Source organism: Streptomyces cyanogenus (assembly GCF_017526105.1).
Classification (GTDB): domain Bacteria; phylum Actinomycetota; class Actinomycetes; order Streptomycetales; family Streptomycetaceae; genus Streptomyces; species Streptomyces cyanogenus.
The window spans coordinates 2,235,777-2,253,403 of sequence record NZ_CP071839.1; the positions used below are offsets into that span (position 1 = coordinate 2,235,777).

Annotated in this window: 19 protein-coding genes; 8 read left to right on the forward strand and 11 right to left on the reverse strand. The window is 71.4% G+C overall.

Features of this window, described 5'->3' with window-relative positions; translation table 11 throughout:
• The first annotated feature begins 149 nt into the window (after positions 1–149).
• Positions 150–1,373 (forward strand): phosphoserine phosphatase SerB, encoded by a 1,224-nt coding sequence (gene serB, locus S1361_RS09955; protein WP_208031479.1) that lies wholly within the window; start codon positions 150–152, stop codon positions 1,371–1,373.
• A gap of 93 nt (positions 1,374–1,466) precedes the next feature.
• On the opposite strand, the gene S1361_RS09960 is transcribed toward serB, so the two are convergent.
• The 4 genes from S1361_RS09960 to S1361_RS09970 form a co-directional block, all read right to left on the reverse strand.
• Positions 1,467–1,985 carry a SixA phosphatase family protein gene (locus S1361_RS09960; RefSeq protein WP_208031480.1) on the reverse strand — a complete coding sequence of 173 codons (519 nt, stop codon included), beginning with the start codon at positions 1,983–1,985 and terminating at the stop codon, positions 1,467–1,469.
• A gap of 77 nt (positions 1,986–2,062) precedes the next feature.
• The gene (locus S1361_RS09965) at positions 2,063–2,269 is read right to left on the reverse strand and encodes a hypothetical protein (protein ID WP_208031481.1); all 207 of its coding nucleotides are present in this window, start codon (positions 2,267–2,269) and stop codon (positions 2,063–2,065) included.
• Between the two features lie 174 nt (positions 2,270–2,443).
• Positions 2,444–2,563, reverse strand: coding sequence for an SGM_5486 family transporter-associated protein (locus S1361_RS39860; RefSeq protein ID WP_279577607.1), 120 nt, complete (start codon positions 2,561–2,563; stop codon positions 2,444–2,446).
• A 56-nt stretch (positions 2,564–2,619) separates the two neighbouring features.
• Entirely contained in the window at positions 2,620–3,882 is a 1,263-nt protein-coding gene (locus S1361_RS09970; protein WP_425087998.1) for a CynX/NimT family MFS transporter, read from the reverse strand.
• A 124-nt stretch (positions 3,883–4,006) separates the two neighbouring features.
• Between S1361_RS09970 and S1361_RS09975 the strand changes: the two genes are divergently transcribed.
• Entirely contained in the window at positions 4,007–4,699 is a 693-nt protein-coding gene (locus tag S1361_RS09975; protein WP_208031483.1) for a FadR/GntR family transcriptional regulator, read from the forward strand.
• On the opposite strand, the gene S1361_RS09980 is transcribed toward S1361_RS09975, so the two are convergent.
• The 3 genes from S1361_RS09980 to fabG all read right to left on the reverse strand — a co-directional run bounded on the left by S1361_RS09980 (position 4,677) and on the right by fabG (position 6,659).
• Entirely contained in the window at positions 4,677–5,027 is a 351-nt protein-coding gene (locus S1361_RS09980) for a hypothetical protein (protein ID WP_208031484.1), read from the reverse strand. The two genes, S1361_RS09975 and S1361_RS09980, sit on opposite strands and share 23 nt — an antisense overlap.
• 154 nt (positions 5,028–5,181) lie before the next feature.
• Positions 5,182–5,949, reverse strand: a complete 768-nt coding sequence (gene fabI, locus S1361_RS09985) for an enoyl-ACP reductase FabI (protein WP_208031485.1) — start codon at positions 5,947–5,949, stop codon at positions 5,182–5,184.
• A gap of 5 nt (positions 5,950–5,954) precedes the next feature.
• On the reverse strand, positions 5,955–6,659 hold the full coding sequence (gene fabG, locus S1361_RS09990) for a 3-oxoacyl-[acyl-carrier-protein] reductase (RefSeq protein WP_208031486.1): 705 nt from the start codon (positions 6,657–6,659) through the stop codon (positions 5,955–5,957).
• Between the two features lie 239 nt (positions 6,660–6,898).
• Here fabG and S1361_RS09995 point away from each other — a divergent pair, with 239 nt between their 5' ends.
• From S1361_RS09995 to tyrS, 3 genes are all read left to right on the forward strand, one after another.
• Positions 6,899–8,422: a TldD/PmbA family protein gene (locus tag S1361_RS09995; protein WP_208031487.1), complete on the forward strand. Its 1,524-nt coding sequence runs from the start codon at positions 6,899–6,901 to the stop codon at positions 8,420–8,422.
• Complete coding sequence (locus S1361_RS10000) at positions 8,419–9,813, forward strand: TldD/PmbA family protein (protein WP_208031488.1); 1,395 nt, start codon at positions 8,419–8,421, stop codon at positions 9,811–9,813. The genes S1361_RS09995 and S1361_RS10000 overlap by 4 nt, the downstream gene beginning before the upstream one ends.
• Positions 9,814–9,879: 66 nt before the next feature.
• A complete protein-coding gene (tyrS, locus tag S1361_RS10005) occupies positions 9,880–11,148 on the forward strand; it encodes a tyrosine--tRNA ligase (RefSeq protein ID WP_208031489.1) in 1,269 nt (422 codons plus the stop codon).
• A gap of 102 nt (positions 11,149–11,250) precedes the next feature.
• On the opposite strand, the gene S1361_RS10010 is transcribed toward tyrS, so the two are convergent.
• Entirely contained in the window at positions 11,251–11,532 is a 282-nt protein-coding gene (locus tag S1361_RS10010; RefSeq protein WP_208036540.1) for a GlsB/YeaQ/YmgE family stress response membrane protein, read from the reverse strand.
• A 241-nt stretch (positions 11,533–11,773) separates the two neighbouring features.
• Here S1361_RS10010 and S1361_RS10015 point away from each other — a divergent pair, with 241 nt between their 5' ends.
• Both S1361_RS10015 and S1361_RS10020 read left to right on the forward strand, forming a co-directional pair.
• On the forward strand, positions 11,774–12,229 hold the full coding sequence (locus S1361_RS10015; protein WP_208031490.1) for a DUF3099 domain-containing protein: 456 nt from the start codon (positions 11,774–11,776) through the stop codon (positions 12,227–12,229).
• A gap of 228 nt (positions 12,230–12,457) precedes the next feature.
• Positions 12,458–12,676: a hypothetical protein gene (locus S1361_RS10020; protein WP_208031491.1), complete on the forward strand. Its 219-nt coding sequence runs from the start codon at positions 12,458–12,460 to the stop codon at positions 12,674–12,676.
• On the opposite strand, the gene moaA is transcribed toward S1361_RS10020, so the two are convergent.
• The 3 genes from moaA to S1361_RS10035 all read right to left on the reverse strand — a co-directional run bounded on the left by moaA (position 12,673) and on the right by S1361_RS10035 (position 15,812).
• Entirely contained in the window at positions 12,673–13,662 is a 990-nt protein-coding gene (moaA, locus tag S1361_RS10025) for a GTP 3',8-cyclase MoaA (protein WP_208031492.1), read from the reverse strand. The genes S1361_RS10020 and moaA overlap by 4 nt on opposite strands.
• Positions 13,663–13,833: 171 nt before the next feature.
• The gene (locus S1361_RS10030; protein ID WP_208031493.1) at positions 13,834–15,459 is read right to left on the reverse strand and encodes a solute symporter family protein; all 1,626 of its coding nucleotides are present in this window, start codon (positions 15,457–15,459) and stop codon (positions 13,834–13,836) included.
• Complete coding sequence (locus S1361_RS10035; protein WP_208031494.1) at positions 15,456–15,812, reverse strand: DUF485 domain-containing protein; 357 nt, start codon at positions 15,810–15,812, stop codon at positions 15,456–15,458. The genes S1361_RS10030 and S1361_RS10035 overlap by 4 nt, the downstream gene beginning before the upstream one ends.
• A 282-nt stretch (positions 15,813–16,094) precedes the next feature.
• On the opposite strand from S1361_RS10035, the gene S1361_RS10040 reads away from it, so the two are divergent.
• Entirely contained in the window at positions 16,095–17,621 is a 1,527-nt protein-coding gene (locus S1361_RS10040) for a S8 family peptidase (RefSeq protein ID WP_208031495.1), read from the forward strand.
• The last annotated feature ends 6 nt before the right edge of the window (positions 17,622–17,627 follow it).

Here is a 17,627-nt window from a genome sequence, read left to right on the forward strand (position 1 = left end):
GTGGTGGAGCCGGGTCGGTGCCGCTCCTGCGGGCGGTGTCGATTTTCGGCGGAAAGATCCCTGACACCGGACCGACACCCATTGTTCCGTGTCCGTCAGGCGGACCTCGACGGCAGCAGGCACTGGGTGCCGGATACGGTGGTGACACCATGAGCGCTTCGCAGACCTCCGCTTCGCAGACCCCCGAGGTCCCCACCCTCCTCGTCAAGATCTTCGGCAAGGACAGGCCGGGCATCACGGCCGGTCTCTTCGACACGCTTGCGGCCTACCTCGTCGACGTGGTCGACATCGAGCAGGTCGTCACCCGGGGCCGCCTGGTGCTGTGCGTGCTGATCACGCAGCCGCCGGCCGGCCTGGAGGGTGATCTCCGGGCCACCGTGCACAGCTGGGCCGAGTCGCAGAGGATGCAGGCGGAGATCCTCTCCGGGCGCGGCGACAACCGTCCGCGCGGTCTCGGACGCTCGCTGGTGACCGTGCTCGGCCACCCGCTCACCGCCGAGTCGACGGCAGCCGTCGCCGCGCGGATCGCCAAGGTGGGCGGCAACATCGACCGTATCTTCCGGCTCGCCAAGTACCCGGTGACGGCAGTGGAGTTCGCCGTCTCCGGTGTGGAGACCGAGCCGCTGCGCACGGCTCTGGTGTCCGACGCGGCGGCACTGGGTGTCGACATCGCGGTGGTCGCGGCGGGCCTGCACCGGCGTGCCCAGCGGCTGGTGGTCATGGACGTGGACTCGACCCTGATCCAGGACGAGGTCATCGAGCTGTTCGCCGCGCACGCCGGCTGCGAGGACCAGGTCGCCGAGGTGACGGCGGCGGCGATGCGCGGGGAGCTGGACTTCGAGCAGTCGCTGCACGCGCGCGTGGCGCTGCTGAAGGGGCTGGACGCGTCGGTGGTGGACAAGGTGCGCCAGGAGGTCCGGCTGACCCCGGGCGCGCGCACGCTGATCCGTACCCTGAAGCGCCTCGGCTACCAGGTGGGGGTGGTCTCCGGCGGGTTCACCCAGGTCACCGACGACCTGAAGGAGCGGCTGGGCCTGGACTTCGCGCAGGCCAACACCCTGGAGATCGTCGACGGCAAGCTGACCGGCCGGGTCACCGGCGAGATCGTGGACCGGGCGGGCAAGGCTCGGCTGCTGCGCCGGTTCGCCGCGGAGGCCGGGGTGCCGCTGTCGCAGACGGTGGCGATCGGCGACGGCGCCAACGACCTGGACATGCTGAACGCGGCCGGCCTGGGCGTGGCCTTCAACGCCAAGCCGGTGGTGCGCGAGGCCGCGCACACGGCGGTGAACTTCCCCTTCCTCGACACGGTGCTCTACCTGCTCGGCGTCACCCGGGAAGAGGTCGAGGCCGCCGACATGCACGACGAGGACTGAGCGGGCCCCGGCCCGCGTCCGGCCACCGGGAGGGCCCGGCACCCTGCAGGGTGCCGGGCCCTCCCGTCGTCGGCGCCCCGGCTCGGTGCCGGGTCACTCGGAAGGTGCCCAGTAGTCCGTGAGCCTGGCCACGGCGGGCTCCAGGCCCTTCCACGGGCCGTCGAAGGTCAGCAGCGCGAAAGCGGCGGCGGGGAAGCCCCTGCGGTTCATCCGTTCGCGGGCCTCGTCCTCGGCCGAACCGGCCAGGATGTCGGCCAGGCCGTGCACGCCGGGGTTGTGGCCGATCAGGATCACGTGCTGCGCCTCGTCCGGGAGCTCGTTGAGCACGGCGATCAGCTCGCCGGGAGAGGCCTCGTAGATCCGCTCCTCGTAGACGGTTTTCGGCCGGTGGGCCAGCTCGTGCACGGCGAGCTTCCAGGTCTCGCGGGTGCGGGTCGCCGTGGAGCACAGGGCCAGGTCGAAGGTGATGCCGGTGTCGGCCAGCTTGCGTCCGGCGACGGCGGCGTCCGTGCGGCCCCGCTCGGCGAGCGGGCGCTCGTGGTCGGGGACCTGGGGCCAGTCGGCTTTCGCATGCCGGAAGAGGACGATCCTGCGGGGTTCTGCGACGCTCATGGGACCCAGCTTCGCATGAAACAGGCCACCCGGCGCAGGGAGTTGACATGCGGATTCACTGCGCGCGGGGCTTGCCGTCAGCGCGCGAGGAATTGCCGGGCGCGCTCCAGGAGGCGCATGATCGCCGGGTCGCCGCTCGCGGCGTGGGCGTCGGCCGGGTCCAGTACGAGGGTGAGCAGCACGATGAACGCGAGGGCGGGCAGGGCGAGCGCCCACCAGGGCAGCCTGCTGTCGACGCCGCCCGTGGTGGCCGGGTGGGGCCGGGAGTGGATGCGGGTCGGCATGATCGCCTCCGGTGGACTTCGAGCGGTTCCGGGACCGCCGGGTGCGGTCACCTCTCGAAGCTACGGAATCCGGGGCCGGCAACCCATCCGGACTTCCACCCAGTTGACCCTGAGCCTGTCCCCCTAGGGGATGGTGGGGTCAGCCCCACCATCCCCTAGGGCGACAGGCCTCCGTCAGGGGGACGCGAGCGTCGCCACGACGGCGATGATCACGAAGATGGCGAGGAACGCGCCGAAGACGAGCAGCATCTTCTTCTGGCCGTTCTGCGGGTTCGGGTCGAGCACAGGCTGCATGCCGCCCAGTCTCGCACTCCGCGTCCCGCGTCGCGGCGCCGGGGCACCCGGGAGGGTCAGCGTGTCACCTCGTCCTCCACCGTGCGGTCGCGGCCCGCCAGGAAGCCCACCGCCATCTGCGGCACCATGAGGGCCGCCATGAGGGCGATCGGCAGCCCCCAGCCGCCGCTGTGCTGGTAGAGCACGCCGACCAGCAGCGGGCCGGGGATGGAGATCAGATAGCCGGTGCTCTGCGCGAACGCGGACAGCTGGGCCACGCCCGGTCCGCTGCGGGCCCGCATGCCGACCATGGTCAGCGCGAGCGGGAAGGCGCAGTTGGACACGCCGAGCAGCAGCGCCCAGACCCAGGCGCCGCCGGCCGGGGCGAGGTACAGCCCGGCGTACCCGGCGAGGCCGCAGGCGCCCAGGACGAGCGCGATCGGCCCCTGCTGGGGCAGCCGGGTGGCGACCCGCGGGATGACGAAGGCGAGCGGCACGCCCATCACCATGGTGACGGCGAGGAGCACGCCCGCGGTGCCCGCGGGGACACCGGCGTCCCGGAAGATCTGCGGCATCCAGCCCATGGTGACGTAGGCCGCGGTGGCCTGGAGGCCGAAGAAGACCGCGAGCGCCCAGGCGGTGCGGCTGCGGGTGATCCGCAGCGGTGCGTGCCGGGGGGCCGCGCCGTGCTCCGGCTCCTGCGGCCGGGCGGTGCCGCGCTCGCGGACGAGCGGCAGCCAGGGCAGCACGGCGGCGGCGGCGAGGGCCGCCCACACGGTCAGGCCGCCCTGCCAGCCGCCGCCCAGGGCGTCGGCCAGGGGCACGGTCACCGCGGCGGCGACGGAGGTGCCGAGGGCGAGGGCCATCGAGTACAGGCCGGTCATGGAGCCGACCCGGTCGGGGAACCAGCGCTTGACGATGACCGGCATCAGGACGTTGCTGACGGCGATGCCCATCAGGGCGAGCGCGCTGGCGGCCAGGAATCCGGCCGTGCCGCCGAGGTACGGCCGGATGAGCAGGCCGGCGGTGATGGCGGCCATGCCGGCGCACACCACGGCGGCCGGCCCGAAGCGGCGGGCCAGGCGGGGGGCGGTGACGCCGAAGACGGCGAAGCACAGCGGGGGCACCGAGGTCAGCAGGCCGGCCACGCTGCCGCTCATGCCGAGCCCGTCGCGGACCTCCTCCAGGAGCGCGCCGAGGCTGGTGATGGCCGGGCGGAGGTTCAGCGCGGAGAGCACGATGCCGGCGACGACCAGCCGGGTCGCCCACGCGCGCGTGCGCTCCGCGCCGCGCTCCTGGGGGCTCGGTACGCCGGGCGTACCGCGTTCGGCCGACGACATCGCCGTACGGGTGGGCACTGTCCGGGTTTCCTCACTAGCCATGAGACCCATCATAGAATCATGGGATGATTGGTTGTCCACGCCCTCGGATCCCGCGACCGGGCCTGTCGTGCGAAGGTGAGCCATGCCCTTGAGCCACCCGCGCCGGTCGGCGCTGTCCGAGCAGGTCATCGCCGCACTGCGCACGCAGATCACCTCCGGCGAGTGGCCGGTCGGCTCGCGCATCCCGACCGAGCCGGAACTGGTCGAGCAGCTCGGGGTCGCGCGCAACACCGTCCGGGAGGCCGTCCGCGCGCTCGCGCACAACGGCCTGCTGGACATCCGCCAGGGCTCGGGCACGTACGTCGTGGCCACCAGCGAGCTGGCCGGCGTGATGCACCGCCGGTTCGCCGGCGCCGACCCGCGGCACATCGCCGAACTGCGGTCCACGCTGGAGTCGGCCGCGGCGAAGCTGGCCGCCGAACGGCGCACCGAGAAGGACCTCAAGCAGCTGGACACGCTGCTGTCGCGCCGCGAGGAGGCCTGGAAGAGCGGCGACGCGGAGGCCTTCGTGACGGCCGACGCCACCTTCCACCTGGCCGTGGTGGCCGCCTCCCACAACGACGTGATGACCGCGATGTACGCCGATCTCGGCGAGGTCATGCGGGAATGGCTGCGCGCGGACGTCGGGGCGGAGCTGACGCCGGAGACCCACATGGACCACACGCGCCTGGTCGACGCGATCCGCGCGGGCGACGCGGAGACGGCGGCGGCGGAGGCCGCGAGCTATCCGTTCCTGTGCGATCCGGGCCGGCTCACCGCGCCTTCTGGTGGCTGATCCAGACGGACCGGATCTCCTTCCAGCACCGGCCGGTGAGCCGTACGGTCAGGGCGGGCCCGGCGTCGACCGGGGCGCTGTCGGTGTCGATGTCCCACCACCGGTCGCACTCGATGTGCAGCCGCACCCGGTCGGTGTCGACGTACGGGTTGTGGCAGTAGGCCACCACGTGGGAGCCCCGGACGGTCGTACGGCAGGAGGCGCCGAACCGGCTCGGCGCGGGCGGCTTGCCGTCGCTCACGCGCGCGTGGGACAGCGCGTCGTACGGCAGGGAGAGGACGACGGCGAGGGCCACGGTCACCGGGGCCAGGCTGCGGGACAGGCGCACAAGGGGACCTCCTCGGCCGGGCTGCGGAGGGACGTGCGGGGGAAGGCTCAATCCAGGGTGCGCCGCCGGCGCGGCGGCGGCCCGGCCGGTGAGCCGAACGGGTGACGCCCCGCTCCCCGCGCGGCGGGAAACGGGGCGTCGGTACGTCCTGAGGTCAGGCGCCGATGGCGTGCAGACCGCCGTCGACGTGGATGATCTCGCCCGTGGTCTTCGGGAACCAGTCGCTCAGCAGGGCGACGACACCGCGGCCGGCCGGCTCCGGGTCCTTCAGGTCCCACTCCAGCGGGGAACGGGTGTCCCACACGGACGCCAGCTCCGCGAAGCCCGGGATGGACTTGGCGGCCATGGAGCCGATCGGGCCCGCCGAGATGAGGTTGCAGCGGATGTTCTGCTTGCCCAGGTCGCGCGCCATGTAGCGGTTGGTGGCCTCCAGGGCGGCCTTGGCCGGGCCCATCCAGTCGTACTGCGGCCAGGCGTACTGGGCGTCGAAGGTGAGGCCGACGACCGAGCCGCCGTTCTGCATCAGCGGCAGGCAGGCCATGGTCAGCGCCTTCAGGGAGAACGCCGAGACGTGCATGGCGGTGGCCACCGACTCGAACGGCGTGTTCAGGAAGTTGCCGCCGAGGGCGTCCTGCGGGGCGAAGCCGATGGAGTGGACGATGCCGTCGAGGCCGCCGAGCTCCTCGCCGACGACGTCGGCCAGGCGCGCGAGGTGCTCCTCGTTCGTCACGTCCAGCTCGATGACCTTGGTCGGCTTCGGCAGCTTCTTGGCGATGCGCTCGGTCAGCGTGGGCCGCGGGAACGCGGTCAGGATGATCTCGGCGCCCTGCTCCTGGGCGAGCTTGGCGACGTGGAAGGCGATGGAGGACTCCATCAGCACACCGGTGACCAGGATGCGCTTGCCCTCGAGAATTCCGCTCATGGTGATCAGTGACCCATTCCCAGTCCGCCGTCAACGGGGATGACGGCTCCAGTGATGTACGAGGCGTCGTCCGAGGCGAGGAACCGCACCGCCGCGGCGATCTCCTCCGGCTGCGCGTAACGGCCGAGCGGCACCTGCGAGACGATCCCCTCGCGCTGCTGCTCGGTGAGCGCCTTGGTCATGTCGGTGTCGACGAAGCCGGGCGCGACGACGTTGAAGGTGATGTTGCGCGAGCCCAGCTCCCGGGCGAGGGAACGCGCGAAGCCGACCAGGGCGGCCTTGGAGGCGGCGTAGTTCGCCTGCCCCGCCGAGCCGAGCAGGCCGACCACGGAGGAGATCAGTATGACCCGGCCCCTCTTGGCGCGCAGCATGCCCCGGTTGGCACGCTTGACGACGCGGAAGGTTCCGGTGAGGTTGGTGTCGATGACCGAGGTGAAGTCCTCCTCGGACATGCGCATCAGGAGCTGGTCCTTGGTGACGCCGGCGTTGGCGACCAGGACCTCGACGGGACCGTGCTGGTCCTCGATCTCCTTGTAGGCCTGCTCCACCTGCTCCGGGTCGGTGATGTCGCACCTGACGGCCAGGAAGCCGGCCGGCGGCTCACCCGAGCGGTACGTGATCGCGACCTTGTCGCCGGCATCGGCGAATGCGCGGGCGATGGCGAGGCCGATGCCCCGGTTGCCTCCGGTGACGAGAACCGAGCGGCTCAACGGATCACCCTTTCGATAGCGGTCCTACACATCCGCCCGGACTCCTGGATGACAGGCGGCTTCATCGGAAACCTATCGGTACCGCCACGCGCAGGGAGAAGCGGGCACCGACAGTGGCTCAGGGGTGTCGCTGTCGGATCCCTACAGAATGACGCCTTCGGGGACCCAAACGTGTGGTCCGCCGGCCCGCTGCCGCGACATGATCGGACCCGACAGGCCACGACAGCAGGGAGACCTCCGTGCCTCATTCCATCGACGAAGCCTTCACGGCGCTTCCCCTACGGGCCCTCGCCGACGCCGCGCTCGCACGCGCGCGGGCGCTCGGGGCCGAGCACGCGGACTTCCGGTTCGAGCGGGTGCGCAGCGCGTCCTGGCGGCTGCGGGACGCCAAGCCCGCCGGATCGTCGGACACCACCGACCTCGGGTACGCGGTCCGGGTCGTGCACGGCGGCACATGGGGCTTCGCCTCCGGGGTGGACCTGACCATGGACGCCGCCGCCCGGGTGGCCTCGCAGGCGGTGGCCATGGCCAAGCTGTCCGCGCAGGTGATCAAGGCCGCGGGGTCCCAGGAGCGGGTGGAGCTGGCCGACGAGCCGGTGCACGCCGACCGGACGTGGGTCTCGTCGTACGAGATCGACCCGTTCTCGGTGCCGGACGAGGAGAAGTCGGCGCTGCTCGCGGAGTGGAGCAACCGGCTGCTGGCCGCGAACGGCGTCGACCACGTGGACGCCTCGCTGCTCACCGTCCACGAGAACAAGTTCTACGCCGATACGGCCGGGACCGTGACGACCCAGCAGCGGGTGCGGCTGCATCCGCAGCTGACGGCGGTGTCGGTCGACGAGTCGAGCGGCGAGTTCGACTCGATGCGCACCCTCGCCCCGCCGGTGGGCCGCGGCTGGGAGTACCTGACCAGGACCGGCTGGGACTGGGACGGCGAGCTGGAGCGGATCCCCGAGCTGCTCGCCGAGAAGATGCGGGCGCCGAGCGTGGAGCCGGGTCTGTACGACCTGGTGATCGACCCGTCCAACCTGTGGCTGACCATCCACGAGTCCATCGGGCACGCCACCGAACTGGACCGCGCCCTCGGCTACGAGGCGGCCTACGCCGGCACCTCCTTCGCCACCTTCGACCAGCTGGGCAAGCTGAGGTACGGCTCCGAGCTGATGAACGTCACCGGCGACCGCACCGCCGAGCACGGCCTCGCCACCATCGGCTACGACGACGAGGGCGTCGAGGCGCAGTCCTGGGACCTGGTGAAGGACGGCACGCTGGTCGGCTACCAGCTGGACCGGCGGATCGCCCGGCTGACCGGGTTCGAGCGGTCCAACGGGTGCGCGTACGCCGACTCGCCGGCGCACGTTCCGGTGCAGCGCATGGCCAACGTGTCCCTGCGACCGGATCCGGCCGGGCTGTCCACCGAGGACCTGATCGGGGGCGTCGACCGGGGCATCTACGTCGTCGGCGACCGGTCCTGGTCGATCGACATGCAGCGCTACAACTTCCAGTTCACCGGCCAGCGGTTCTTCAGGATCGAGAACGGGCGGATCGCCGGGCAGCTGAAGGACGTCGCCTACCAGGCCACGACCACGGACTTCTGGGGCTCCATGGCCGCCGTGGGCGGACCGCAGACCTATGTCCTCGGCGGTGCCTTCAACTGCGGCAAGGCCCAGCCGGGCCAGGTGGCCGCCGTGTCGCACGGGTGCCCGTCCGCCCTCTTCAAGGGCGTCAACATCCTCAACACCACCCAGGAGGCCGGCCGATGAGCGCCCCCACCACCAAGCCGCACGAGATCGTCGAGCAGGCGCTCGCGCTGTCCCGCGCCGACGGCTGTGTCGTCATCGCCGACGAGCACTCCACCGCCAACCTGCGCTGGGCGGGCAACGCGCTCACCACCAACGGCGTGACCCGGGGCCGTACGCTCACGGTGATCGCGACCGTGGACGGCAAGGAGGGCACCGCCTCCGGTGTGGTGTCCCGGTCCGCGGTCACCGCGGACGAGCTGGAGCCCCTGGTGCGGGCCGCCGAGGCCGCCGCGCGCGGCGCCGGGCCCGCCGAGGACGCGCAGCCGCTGGTCGGCGGGGTGCAGGAGTCCCCCGACTTCACGGACGCGCCCGCCGAGACCTCCTCCGCCGTGTTCGCCGACTTCGCCCCGGCCCTCGGCGAGGCCTTCGCCCGCGCGCGGGCCGGCGGCCGGGAGCTGTACGGCTTCGCCAACCACGAGCTGGTGTCGACGTACCTGGGGACGTCCACCGGGCTGCGCCTCAGGCACGACCAGCCCACCGGCACGCTGGAGCTGAACGCCAAGTCGCCGGACGGTGCGCGCTCGGCGTGGGCCGGCCGGTCCACCCGGGACTTCAAGGACGTCGACCCGGGGGCGCTCGACGCCGAGCTGGCCGTACGGCTCGGCTGGGCGGAGCGGCGCGTGGAGCTGCCCGCGGGCCGCTACGAGACGCTGCTGCCGCCCACCGCCGTGGCGGACCTGCTGATCTACCAGCTGTGGTCGGCGTCGGGCCGGGACGCGGCCGAGGGCCGGACGGTGTTCTCCAAGCCGGGCGGCGGCACCCGGGTCGGCGAGCGGCTGAGCGAGCTGCCGCTGACCCTGCGCAGCGACCCGAACGAGCCCGGTCTCGAATGCCCGCCCTTCGTCGTCGCCCACTCCTCCGGCGGCGACCAGTCGGTGTTCGACAACGGGCTGCCGACCCACGCCACCGAGTGGATCGACCGGGGCGTACTCAAGCACCTGACCACCACACGGCACAGCGCGGGCCTGACCGGGCTGCCGGTCGCCCCGGTGCTCGGCAACCTGATCCTGGACGGCGGCGACGACCGCTCCCTGGCGGAGATGGTCGCGGGCACCGAACGCGGGCTGCTGCTGACCTGCCTGTGGTACATCCGCGAGGTCGACCCGGCCACGCTGCTGCTGACGGGCCTGACCCGGGACGGCGTCTATCTCGTGGAGAACGGGGAGGTGACCGGACAGGTGAACAATTTCCGGTTCAACGAGTCTCCGGTGAACCTGCTGGGCCGGGCCACCGAGGCCGGGCGGACGGAGAAGACGCTGCCGCGCGAGTGGAGCGACTGGTTCACCCGGGCCGCGATGCCCGCGCTGCGCATCCCCGATTTCAACATGAGCTCTGTCAGTCAGGGCGTATAACCTCGTAGGCGTTCGTGGTCGGGTGTCACCCGACTGCCCGAAGATCACCAAGGAGACACGAGAACCGTGACGGACATCGTCGACGAGCTGAAGTGGCGGGGGCTCATCGCCCTCTCCACGGACGAGGACGCACTGCGCAAGGCGTTCGCGGACGGCCCCGTCACGTTCTATTGCGGCTTCGACCCGACCGCGCCCAGCCTGCACCTCGGCAACCTGGTGCAGATCCTGACGATGCGCCGCATCCAGGAGGCGGGCAACCGTCCGCTGGCGCTGGTCGGCGGTGCCACGGGGCTCATCGGCGACCCGAAGCCCACGGCCGAGCGCACGCTGAACGCGCCGGAGGTCGTCGCCGGCTGGGTGGAGCGGCTGCGCGCCCAGATCGAGCCGCTGCTCCACTTCGACGGGCCGAACGCCGCGGTGATGGTCAACAACCTGGACTGGACCCAGGGCCTGTCGGCGATCGAGTTCCTGCGGGACATCGGCAAGCACTTCCGGGTCAACAAGATGATCGCCAAGGAGGCCGTCTCCCGGCGGCTCAACTCCGACGCGGGCATCAGCTACACCGAGTTCAGCTACCAGATCCTGCAGGGCATGGACTTCCTGGAGCTGTACCGGCGGCACGGCTGCACCCTGCAGACCGGCGGCAGCGACCAGTGGGGCAACCTCACCTCGGGCACGGACCTGATCCACCGGGTCGAGCCCGAGGCCGTGGTGCACGCGCTGGGCACCCCGCTGATCACCAAGGCGGACGGCACCAAGTTCGGCAAGACCGAGTCCGGCACGGTGTGGCTCGACCCCGAGATGACCACGCCGTACGCGTTCTACCAGTTCTGGGTCAACGCGGACGACCGGGACGTCTCCAAGTTCCTGCGTATCTTCAGCTTCCGCTCCCGTGAGGAGATCGAGGAGCTGGAGCGGCAGACGGAGGAGCGTCCGCAGGCCCGGGCGGCGCAGCGGGCGCTGGCCGAGGAGCTGACGACGCTGGTGCACGGCGCCGAGCAGACGGCCGCGGTGATCGCCGCGTCCCGCGCCCTCTTCGGGCAGGGGGAGCTCGCGGACCTGGACGAGCGGACGCTGGCGGCGGCGCTGTCCGAGGTGCCGCACATCCAGGTCACCGAGCCGGCTCCGGTGGTGGACCTGCTCGCCGAGGTCGGGCTGGTCGCCAGCAAGTCCGCCGCGCGGCGGACCGTGAAGGAGGGCGGGGCGTACGTGAACAACGTGAAGGTGGTGGCCGAGGACGCGGTGCCTTCCGCCGGGGATCTGATTCACGGGCGGTGGCTGGTGCTGCGGCGCGGGAAGAAGAATCTGGCCGCCGTCGAGGTCACGGGCGTCTGAGCGTCGTAGGGGCGTGGGGCGAGCCGGCGACCGCGGCCGCGTGGTGGCTGGTCGTTCGGGGCTCCGCGCCCCTCGGGGTTCGGGCCTCCGTGCCCCTCGGGGTCAGGCCCGCTGCTGCTTCCTCTTGCCCAGCGTCGCCATGTACAGGGCGTCCACCGCCGCGACGATGATGATGGCGGCCACGAGCTGGAAGACGTGCCGGCTCCAGTCGATGCCCGGGGTCGCCCCCACGCCGACCGCGCGGGCGACCGCGTTGCCCACGATGGCGCCCAGCATGCCGCAGATGGTGGTGAGCCACAGGGGGCTGTGCTGCTTGCCCGGAATGACCGCCTTGGCGATCAGGCCCAGCACGAATCCCACGATGATCGCCCACAACCAGCCCATGGCTGCCTCCTCGTACGGGTCGAGCGTTACGGTCAGTGTCGTGGGCTGCGCCGTACGGCGCATGTCGGGTTCCCCCGTTAGCGGCGGGGCTTGAGGCGTCGTCGCAGGCAGGGGGCGACCCGGTCTCGTGGGCGGCGGGGGCGCGGCGTACCGTGGAGGTGTCCGGGCCCGGTTCCCCGCCGGGTGGTGGACGAGGGAGCGGGCCGGGGAGAGTCCCGATGCGGGCGGATGGTGGGATGTGATGCGGAAACAACACGGCGGGAACGTCCAGGTGTTCCGGATCACCGGTGCCCGGACCGGACTCGCCGAGGATGTCCGGGGCCGGCAGCGGCGGTACGTGATCTCGATGTCGATCCGTACCGTGTCGGTGATCCTCGCGGCCTCGCTGTGGAACGTCGAGCGGTACGTCGCGATCGTCGCACTGGTGCTCGGTGCCGTCCTCCCCTACATCGCCGTGGTGGTGGCCAACGCGGGCCGGGAGCGGCCGCCGTCCCTCCCGTCGACGTTCGTCACCACGCCGATGCGGCCGATGATCCCGCCGTCCGTGGCCGAGGACGAAGAGGCGGAATCCGCGCGGGAGTCCGTGCGCGCGTCCGAACGGCAGTCCGCACCGCGTCCCGGACAGCGGTCCGCGCCGGAGGACGTGCCGTCACACCCGGCGGGCGGAGTCCGTGGTGAGCGCCCCGACCCGGTCTGAGCACGGTGGGGGCGCGGCCGGAAGCGGAACGCGACCCTACGGCAAGCTCAAGAAAAGCTCAGATCAATCCTGCTGTTCCGGTGCCGGGCGATGGGGTAGCCGTGACATACTGCGTACGCGCTCCGCATCCCCCGTCGGAGCGATGGACCGACGCCGGGCAGCTCCCCCCGTGGCTGCCCGGCGTCGCCTTGTTCCCGCCCCTTCGCGAGACGAACCCGAGACGAACCCGTGAGTGACGAGACCCCGATCTGCTCCGCCAAGGGCTGCCGTGCCGCCGCCGTGTGGGTGCTGGTGTGGAACAACCCGAAGATCCACACGCCGGAGCGGCGCAAGACGTGGCTCGCCTGCGAGGAGCACCGCGAGCATCTGTCGCAGTTCCTCGGGGTCCGGGGGTTCCTGAAGGACGTGGTGGCGTTCGAGGAGTGGCGGACGGCCGAAGGCGCCTAGCCGCCGATCGCGGACATCGGGCGGTCCGGCTGCACGAACGACGGGTCGTCCAGGCCCGCTCCCGCCTTCTTGCCCCACATCGCGAGCTTCCAGATCCGGGCGATCTCCTCGTCCGGGGCCCCCGAGCGCAGGGCCGCGCGGAGATCGGTCTCCTCCGTGGCGAACAGGCAGGTGCGTATCTGGCCGTCGGCGGTGAGGCGGGTGCGGTCGCAGGCGGCGCAGAACGGCCGGGTGACCGAGGCGATCACGCCGACCCGGTGCGGGCCGCCGTCCACCAGCCAGCGCTCCGCCGGTGCCGAGCCGCGCTCGTCCGCGCCCTCGGGGGTGAGCTCGAAACGCGTGCGCAGGGAGGCGAGGATGTCTCCGGCGGTGACCATGCCCTCGCGCTTCCAGCCGTGCTGGGCGTCCAGGGGCATCTGCTCGATGAAACGCAGCTCGTAGTCGTGCTCCACCGCCCAGGCGAGCAGGTCCGGGGCCTCGTCGTCGTTCAGTCCCGGCATCAGGACCGAGTTGACCTTGACGGGGTTCAGCCCGGCCTCGCGGGCGGCTTCCAGGCCTTCCAGGACGTCCTTGTGGCGGTCGCGGCGGGTGAGCGCCTTGAAGACGTCCGGGCGGAGGGTGTCCAGGGAGACGTTGACCCGGTCCAGGCCCGCCGCCTTCAGGGCGGTCGCGGTGCGCCTGAGGCCGATGCCGTTGGTGGTGAGGGACATCTGGGGGCGCGGGGTGAGGGCCGCGACGCGCTCGACGATGCCGGCCAGGCCCGGGCGCAGCAGGGGCTCGCCGCCGGTGAAGCGGACCTCCTCGATGCCGAGCGTGCGGACCGCGATGTCGATGAGCCGGACGATCTCGTCGTCCGTGAGCAGATCGGGCTTGGCCAGCCACTGCAGGCCTTCCTCGGGCATGCAGTAGGTGCAGCGCAGGTTGCAGCGGTCGGTCAGCGAGACCCTCAGATCGGTGGCCACCCGGCCGTAGGTGTCGATGAGCACGTGGGCCCCCTCCCTCTCCCGGTCACTCGGTCTCGGTCGGGCGCGGCTCGCCCGTCCCCTGCGAGCCTACGTGACGCCTGTGACATCGACAGCGGCCGATCCCACGAGGTGGGACGCGACCGCGTCGTAGGACCGTACAGTCCCGCACGACGCGGTCGTCCATGGGAACCGTCAGTGGGCTCCGGTGCCGGTCAGGGACCGCACCTCCAGTTCCGCGTACTTGCCCGCGTCCGGGGTCTCCTTCGACAGCAGGGTGCCCACGACGCCGAGCAGGAATCCGACCGGGATGGAGATGATGCCGGGGTTCTCCAGCGGGAACCAGTGGAAGTCGACGCCGGGGAACATCGAGGTCGGCTTGCCGGAGACCACCGGGGAGAACAGCACCAGGCCGACCGCGGTGACCAGGCCGCCGTAGATCGACCACAGGGCGCCGGCGGTGGTGAACCGCTTCCAGAACAGGCTGTAGAGGATGGTCGGCAGGTTGGCGGAGGCGGCGACCGCGAAGGCGAGGGCGACGAGGCCGGCCACGTTCAGGTCGCGGGCCAGGGCGCCGAGGAGGATCGAGACCGCGCCGATGCCGACGGTCGCCCAGCGTGCCGCGCCGATCTCCTGCTTCTCGGTGGCGCGGCCCTTCTTGATGACGTTCGCGTAGATGTCGTGCGCGAACGAGGACGACGAGGCCAGGGTCAGGCCGGCGACGACCGCGAGGATGGTGGCGAAGGCGACCGCGGAGATCGTGGCGAGCAGGACGGCTCCCCAGTCGGAGTCGACGCCGCCCAGGTGGAGCGCCAGGAGGGGGGCGGCCGTGTTGCCCGCCTTGTTGGACGCGATGATCTCGTCCGGTTCGATCAGTGCGGCGGCGCCGAAGCCGAGGGCGAGGGTCATCAGGTAGAAGGCGCCGATCAGGCCGATCGCCCAGATGACGGACTTCCGAGCGGCCTTGGCGGTGGGGACCGTGTAGAAGCGGATCAGGATGTGCGGCAGGCCGGCGGTGCCCAGGACCAGGGCGATGCCGAGCGAGAGGAAGTCCAGCTTGGTGGTGCCGGTGGCGCCGTACTTCAGGCCGGGCTCCAGGAAGGCGCTGCCCTTGCCGCTGTTGTCGGCGGCCCTGCCGAGCAGGTCCGAGATGTTGAAGTCGAACTTGAGCAGCACCAGGAAGGTCAGCAGCAGGGCACCGACGATCAGCAGGACCGCCTTGACCATCTGGACCCAGGTGGTGCCCTTCATGCCGCCGATGGTGACGTACACGATCATCAGCACGCCGACCAGGGCGACGATGCCGATCTTGCCGCCGTCGCTGGTGATGCCGAGGAGCAGGGAGACGAGGACGCCGGCGCCGGCCATCTGGGCCAGCAGGTAGAAGATCGAGACGACGATCGTGGAGGTGCCGGCGGCCGTACGGACGGGTCGCTGGCGCATCCGGTAGGCGAGCACGTCGCCCATCGTGTAGCGGCCGGAGTTGCGCAGCGGTTCGGCGACCAGGAGGAGCGCGACCAGCCAGGCGACGAGGAAGCCGATGGAGTACAGGAAGCCGTCGTAGCCGAAGAGGGCGATGGCGCCGGCGATGCCGAGGAAGGACGCGGCGGACATGTAGTCGCCGGAGACGGCGAGGCCGTTCTGGAAGCCGGTGAACTGCCGTCCGCCGGCATAGAAGTCGGCGGCGTCCCTGGTCTGCCGGCCCGCCCAGACCGTGATGACGAGGGTCGCGGCGACGAACACCGCGAACAGGGTGATGATCAGCGGACGGTGCTCGCTCGCCTCGCCGGCGGCGAGCAGGGTGTGCTGGACCTGGCTCATGCTCCGCCCTCCATCCGGGACTTGATGGCCTCGGCCCTGGGGTCGAGCTTGGCGGCGGCGTGCCGCGCGTACCACCAGGCGATGAGGAACGTGGTCAGGAACTGGGCGAGGCCCAGGACGAGGGCCACGTTGATGTTGCCGGCCACCTTGGTGCCCATGAAGCCGCCCGCGTAGTTCGACAGCAGGACGTACAGCAGGTACCAGGCGATGAAAGCGATGGTCAGCGGGAAGGCGAAGGAGCGGTGGGCGCGGCGCAGTTCACCGAACTCCGCGCTCTGCTGCACCTCGGTGAACTCCTCGGCGGAGGGAAGGGAAGCTTGGGGTTTCGCAGGTGGCGGTGTCTCGGTAGCCACGGGCTCTCCTCGCGTCACGGACATGCGCTGTCTGGCCTCACAGGAACCGGAGGTCACGCTACCGTCGTCGGTCGACTGCGGTGCGTGATCCCCGCAGAGGGCCACGGCGGTGCCGGGCCCTCCGTTCACGGTCACGGCGCCGCGCGCGGAGCGGTTCACGTCCGCCGGGCTCTTTCGGAGATCGGGCGCGGAAGATAGCTTCGGCCTGCACCACCCGTCATGTACCGCTCGAACGCGACCTGTGTTCCGGGCGGTTCCGTATCCGGATGATGTGGAGATCCCATGGCTCATCTGCGCTCCAGACGCCGCCTCGCGCTCGCCGTGCCGGTCGTGCTCTCGCTGACCGCCTCGCTCGGCTTCCTGCCGTCGGCGGCCTCGGCGGCGCCCGCCGCCGGCACGGTGGCGCGAGCGGCGGACGGTCCGAATCTCGCCTACGTGGTCAACACCCGTGACGACCACCGCACGATCGAGTCCGTGCGACGGGAGATAGCGCGCAACGGCGGTACGGTCGTGGCCACTTACGACCGGATCGGCGTCATCGTCGTCCACTCCGCGAACCCGGACTTCGGGGCGCGGATGCGTGCGGTGCGCGGGGTCGACTCGGCGGGCGCCACCCGCACCGCGCCGCTCAGCGCGGCGGGGACGACGGACGAGGGCGCGGCGCAGGTGCTGTCCCGGGCGGAGCAGGCGCGGCTCGCGTCGAGCGCGGCGGCGGGCGAGGAGCCGCTGGAGGCGGACCAGTGGGACCTGCGGGCGATCGGCGCCGACCGGGCCGCGCAGATCAACCCGGGCAGCCGGAACGTGACGGTCGGTGTCATCGACACGGGTGTCGACGACACCCACCCGGACATCGCCCCGAACTTCTCCGCGTCCCAGTCCGCGAACTGCGTGAGCGGCAAGGCGGACACGACGTACGGCGCGTGGCGCCCGGTGGACGCCGACCACTACCACGGCACCCACGTGGCCGGTGAGATAGCCGCCGCCCGCAACGGCATAGGCGTGGCCGGTGTGGCGCCGGGCGTGAAGGTCGCCAGCATCACGGTGGCGCAGCCGGACGCGACCTCGCTGTTCTATCCGGAGAGCGTGGTCTGCGCGTTCGTGTTCGCGGCTGACCACGGCATCGAGATCACCAACAACAGCTACTACGTCGACCCGTGGCTGTACAACTGCATGGACGACCCCGATCAGCGGGCCATCGTCGACGCGGTCAACAGGGCCCAGCTGTACGCTCAGCGCAAGGGCACGCTCAACGTCGCCTCGGCGGGCAACTCCAACGACGATCTGGACGCCGACGCGATCGTGGACGACTCCAGCCCCGACGACTCGACGGCCGGGACCCGCACGATCGACCCGCACGAGTGCTTCGACGTGCCGACCCAGCTGCCCGGTGTGGTGACCGTGAGCGCCGTGGGCGTGAAGGGCACCAAGTCGTACTACTCCAGCTACGGCCAGGGCGTCGTCGACGTCGCGGGTCCGGGCGGCGACAAGTACCAGATCCCGGACACGCCGTCGAAGAACGGGCGCATCCTGTCCACCATGCCGAACAACCAGTACGGCTTCCTGCAGGGCACCTCGATGGCCTCGCCGCACGTCGCCGGCGTGGCCGCGCTGCTCAAGTCGGCGCATCCGCACGCCACTCCGGCGCAGTTGCAGGCGCTGCTGAAGGCGGAGGCGGACAACCCGGGCTGCCCGGCCGAGCCGTACGACGGGAACGGGGACGGGGTCGTGGACGCGACCTGCGCCGGAGGCAAGCGGGTGAACGGCTTCTACGGATTCGGCGTGGTCAACGCACTGCGGGCGGTCAAGTAACAGCCG

Excerpts from the sequence above, each read along its gene's own strand:
- serB (WP_208031479.1), top strand. The coding sequence starts at position 150 with ATGAGCGCTTCGCAGACCTCCGCTTCGCAGACCCCCGAGGTCCCCACC.
- S1361_RS09960 (WP_208031480.1), bottom strand. The coding sequence starts at position 1,985 with ATGAGCGTCGCAGAACCCCGCAGGATCGTCCTCTTCCGGCATGCGAAA.
- S1361_RS09965 (WP_208031481.1), bottom strand. The coding sequence starts at position 2,269 with ATGCCGACCCGCATCCACTCCCGGCCCCACCCGGCCACCACGGGCGGC.
- S1361_RS39860 (WP_279577607.1), bottom strand. The coding sequence starts at position 2,563 with ATGCAGCCTGTGCTCGACCCGAACCCGCAGAACGGCCAGAAGAAGATG.
- S1361_RS09970 (WP_425087998.1), bottom strand. The coding sequence starts at position 3,882 with ATGTCGTCGGCCGAACGCGGTACGCCCGGCGTACCGAGCCCCCAGGAG.
- S1361_RS09975 (WP_208031483.1), top strand. The coding sequence starts at position 4,007 with ATGCCCTTGAGCCACCCGCGCCGGTCGGCGCTGTCCGAGCAGGTCATC.
- fabI (WP_208031485.1), bottom strand. The coding sequence starts at position 5,949 with ATGAGCGGAATTCTCGAGGGCAAGCGCATCCTGGTCACCGGTGTGCTG.
- S1361_RS10000 (WP_208031488.1), top strand. The coding sequence starts at position 8,419 with ATGAGCGCCCCCACCACCAAGCCGCACGAGATCGTCGAGCAGGCGCTC.
- S1361_RS10010 (WP_208036540.1), bottom strand. The coding sequence starts at position 11,532 with ATGGGCTGGTTGTGGGCGATCATCGTGGGATTCGTGCTGGGCCTGATC.
- S1361_RS10015 (WP_208031490.1), top strand. The coding sequence starts at position 11,774 with ATGCGGAAACAACACGGCGGGAACGTCCAGGTGTTCCGGATCACCGGT.
- S1361_RS10030 (WP_208031493.1), bottom strand. The coding sequence starts at position 15,459 with ATGAGCCAGGTCCAGCACACCCTGCTCGCCGCCGGCGAGGCGAGCGAG.
- S1361_RS10040 (WP_208031495.1), top strand. The coding sequence starts at position 16,095 with ATGGCTCATCTGCGCTCCAGACGCCGCCTCGCGCTCGCCGTGCCGGTC.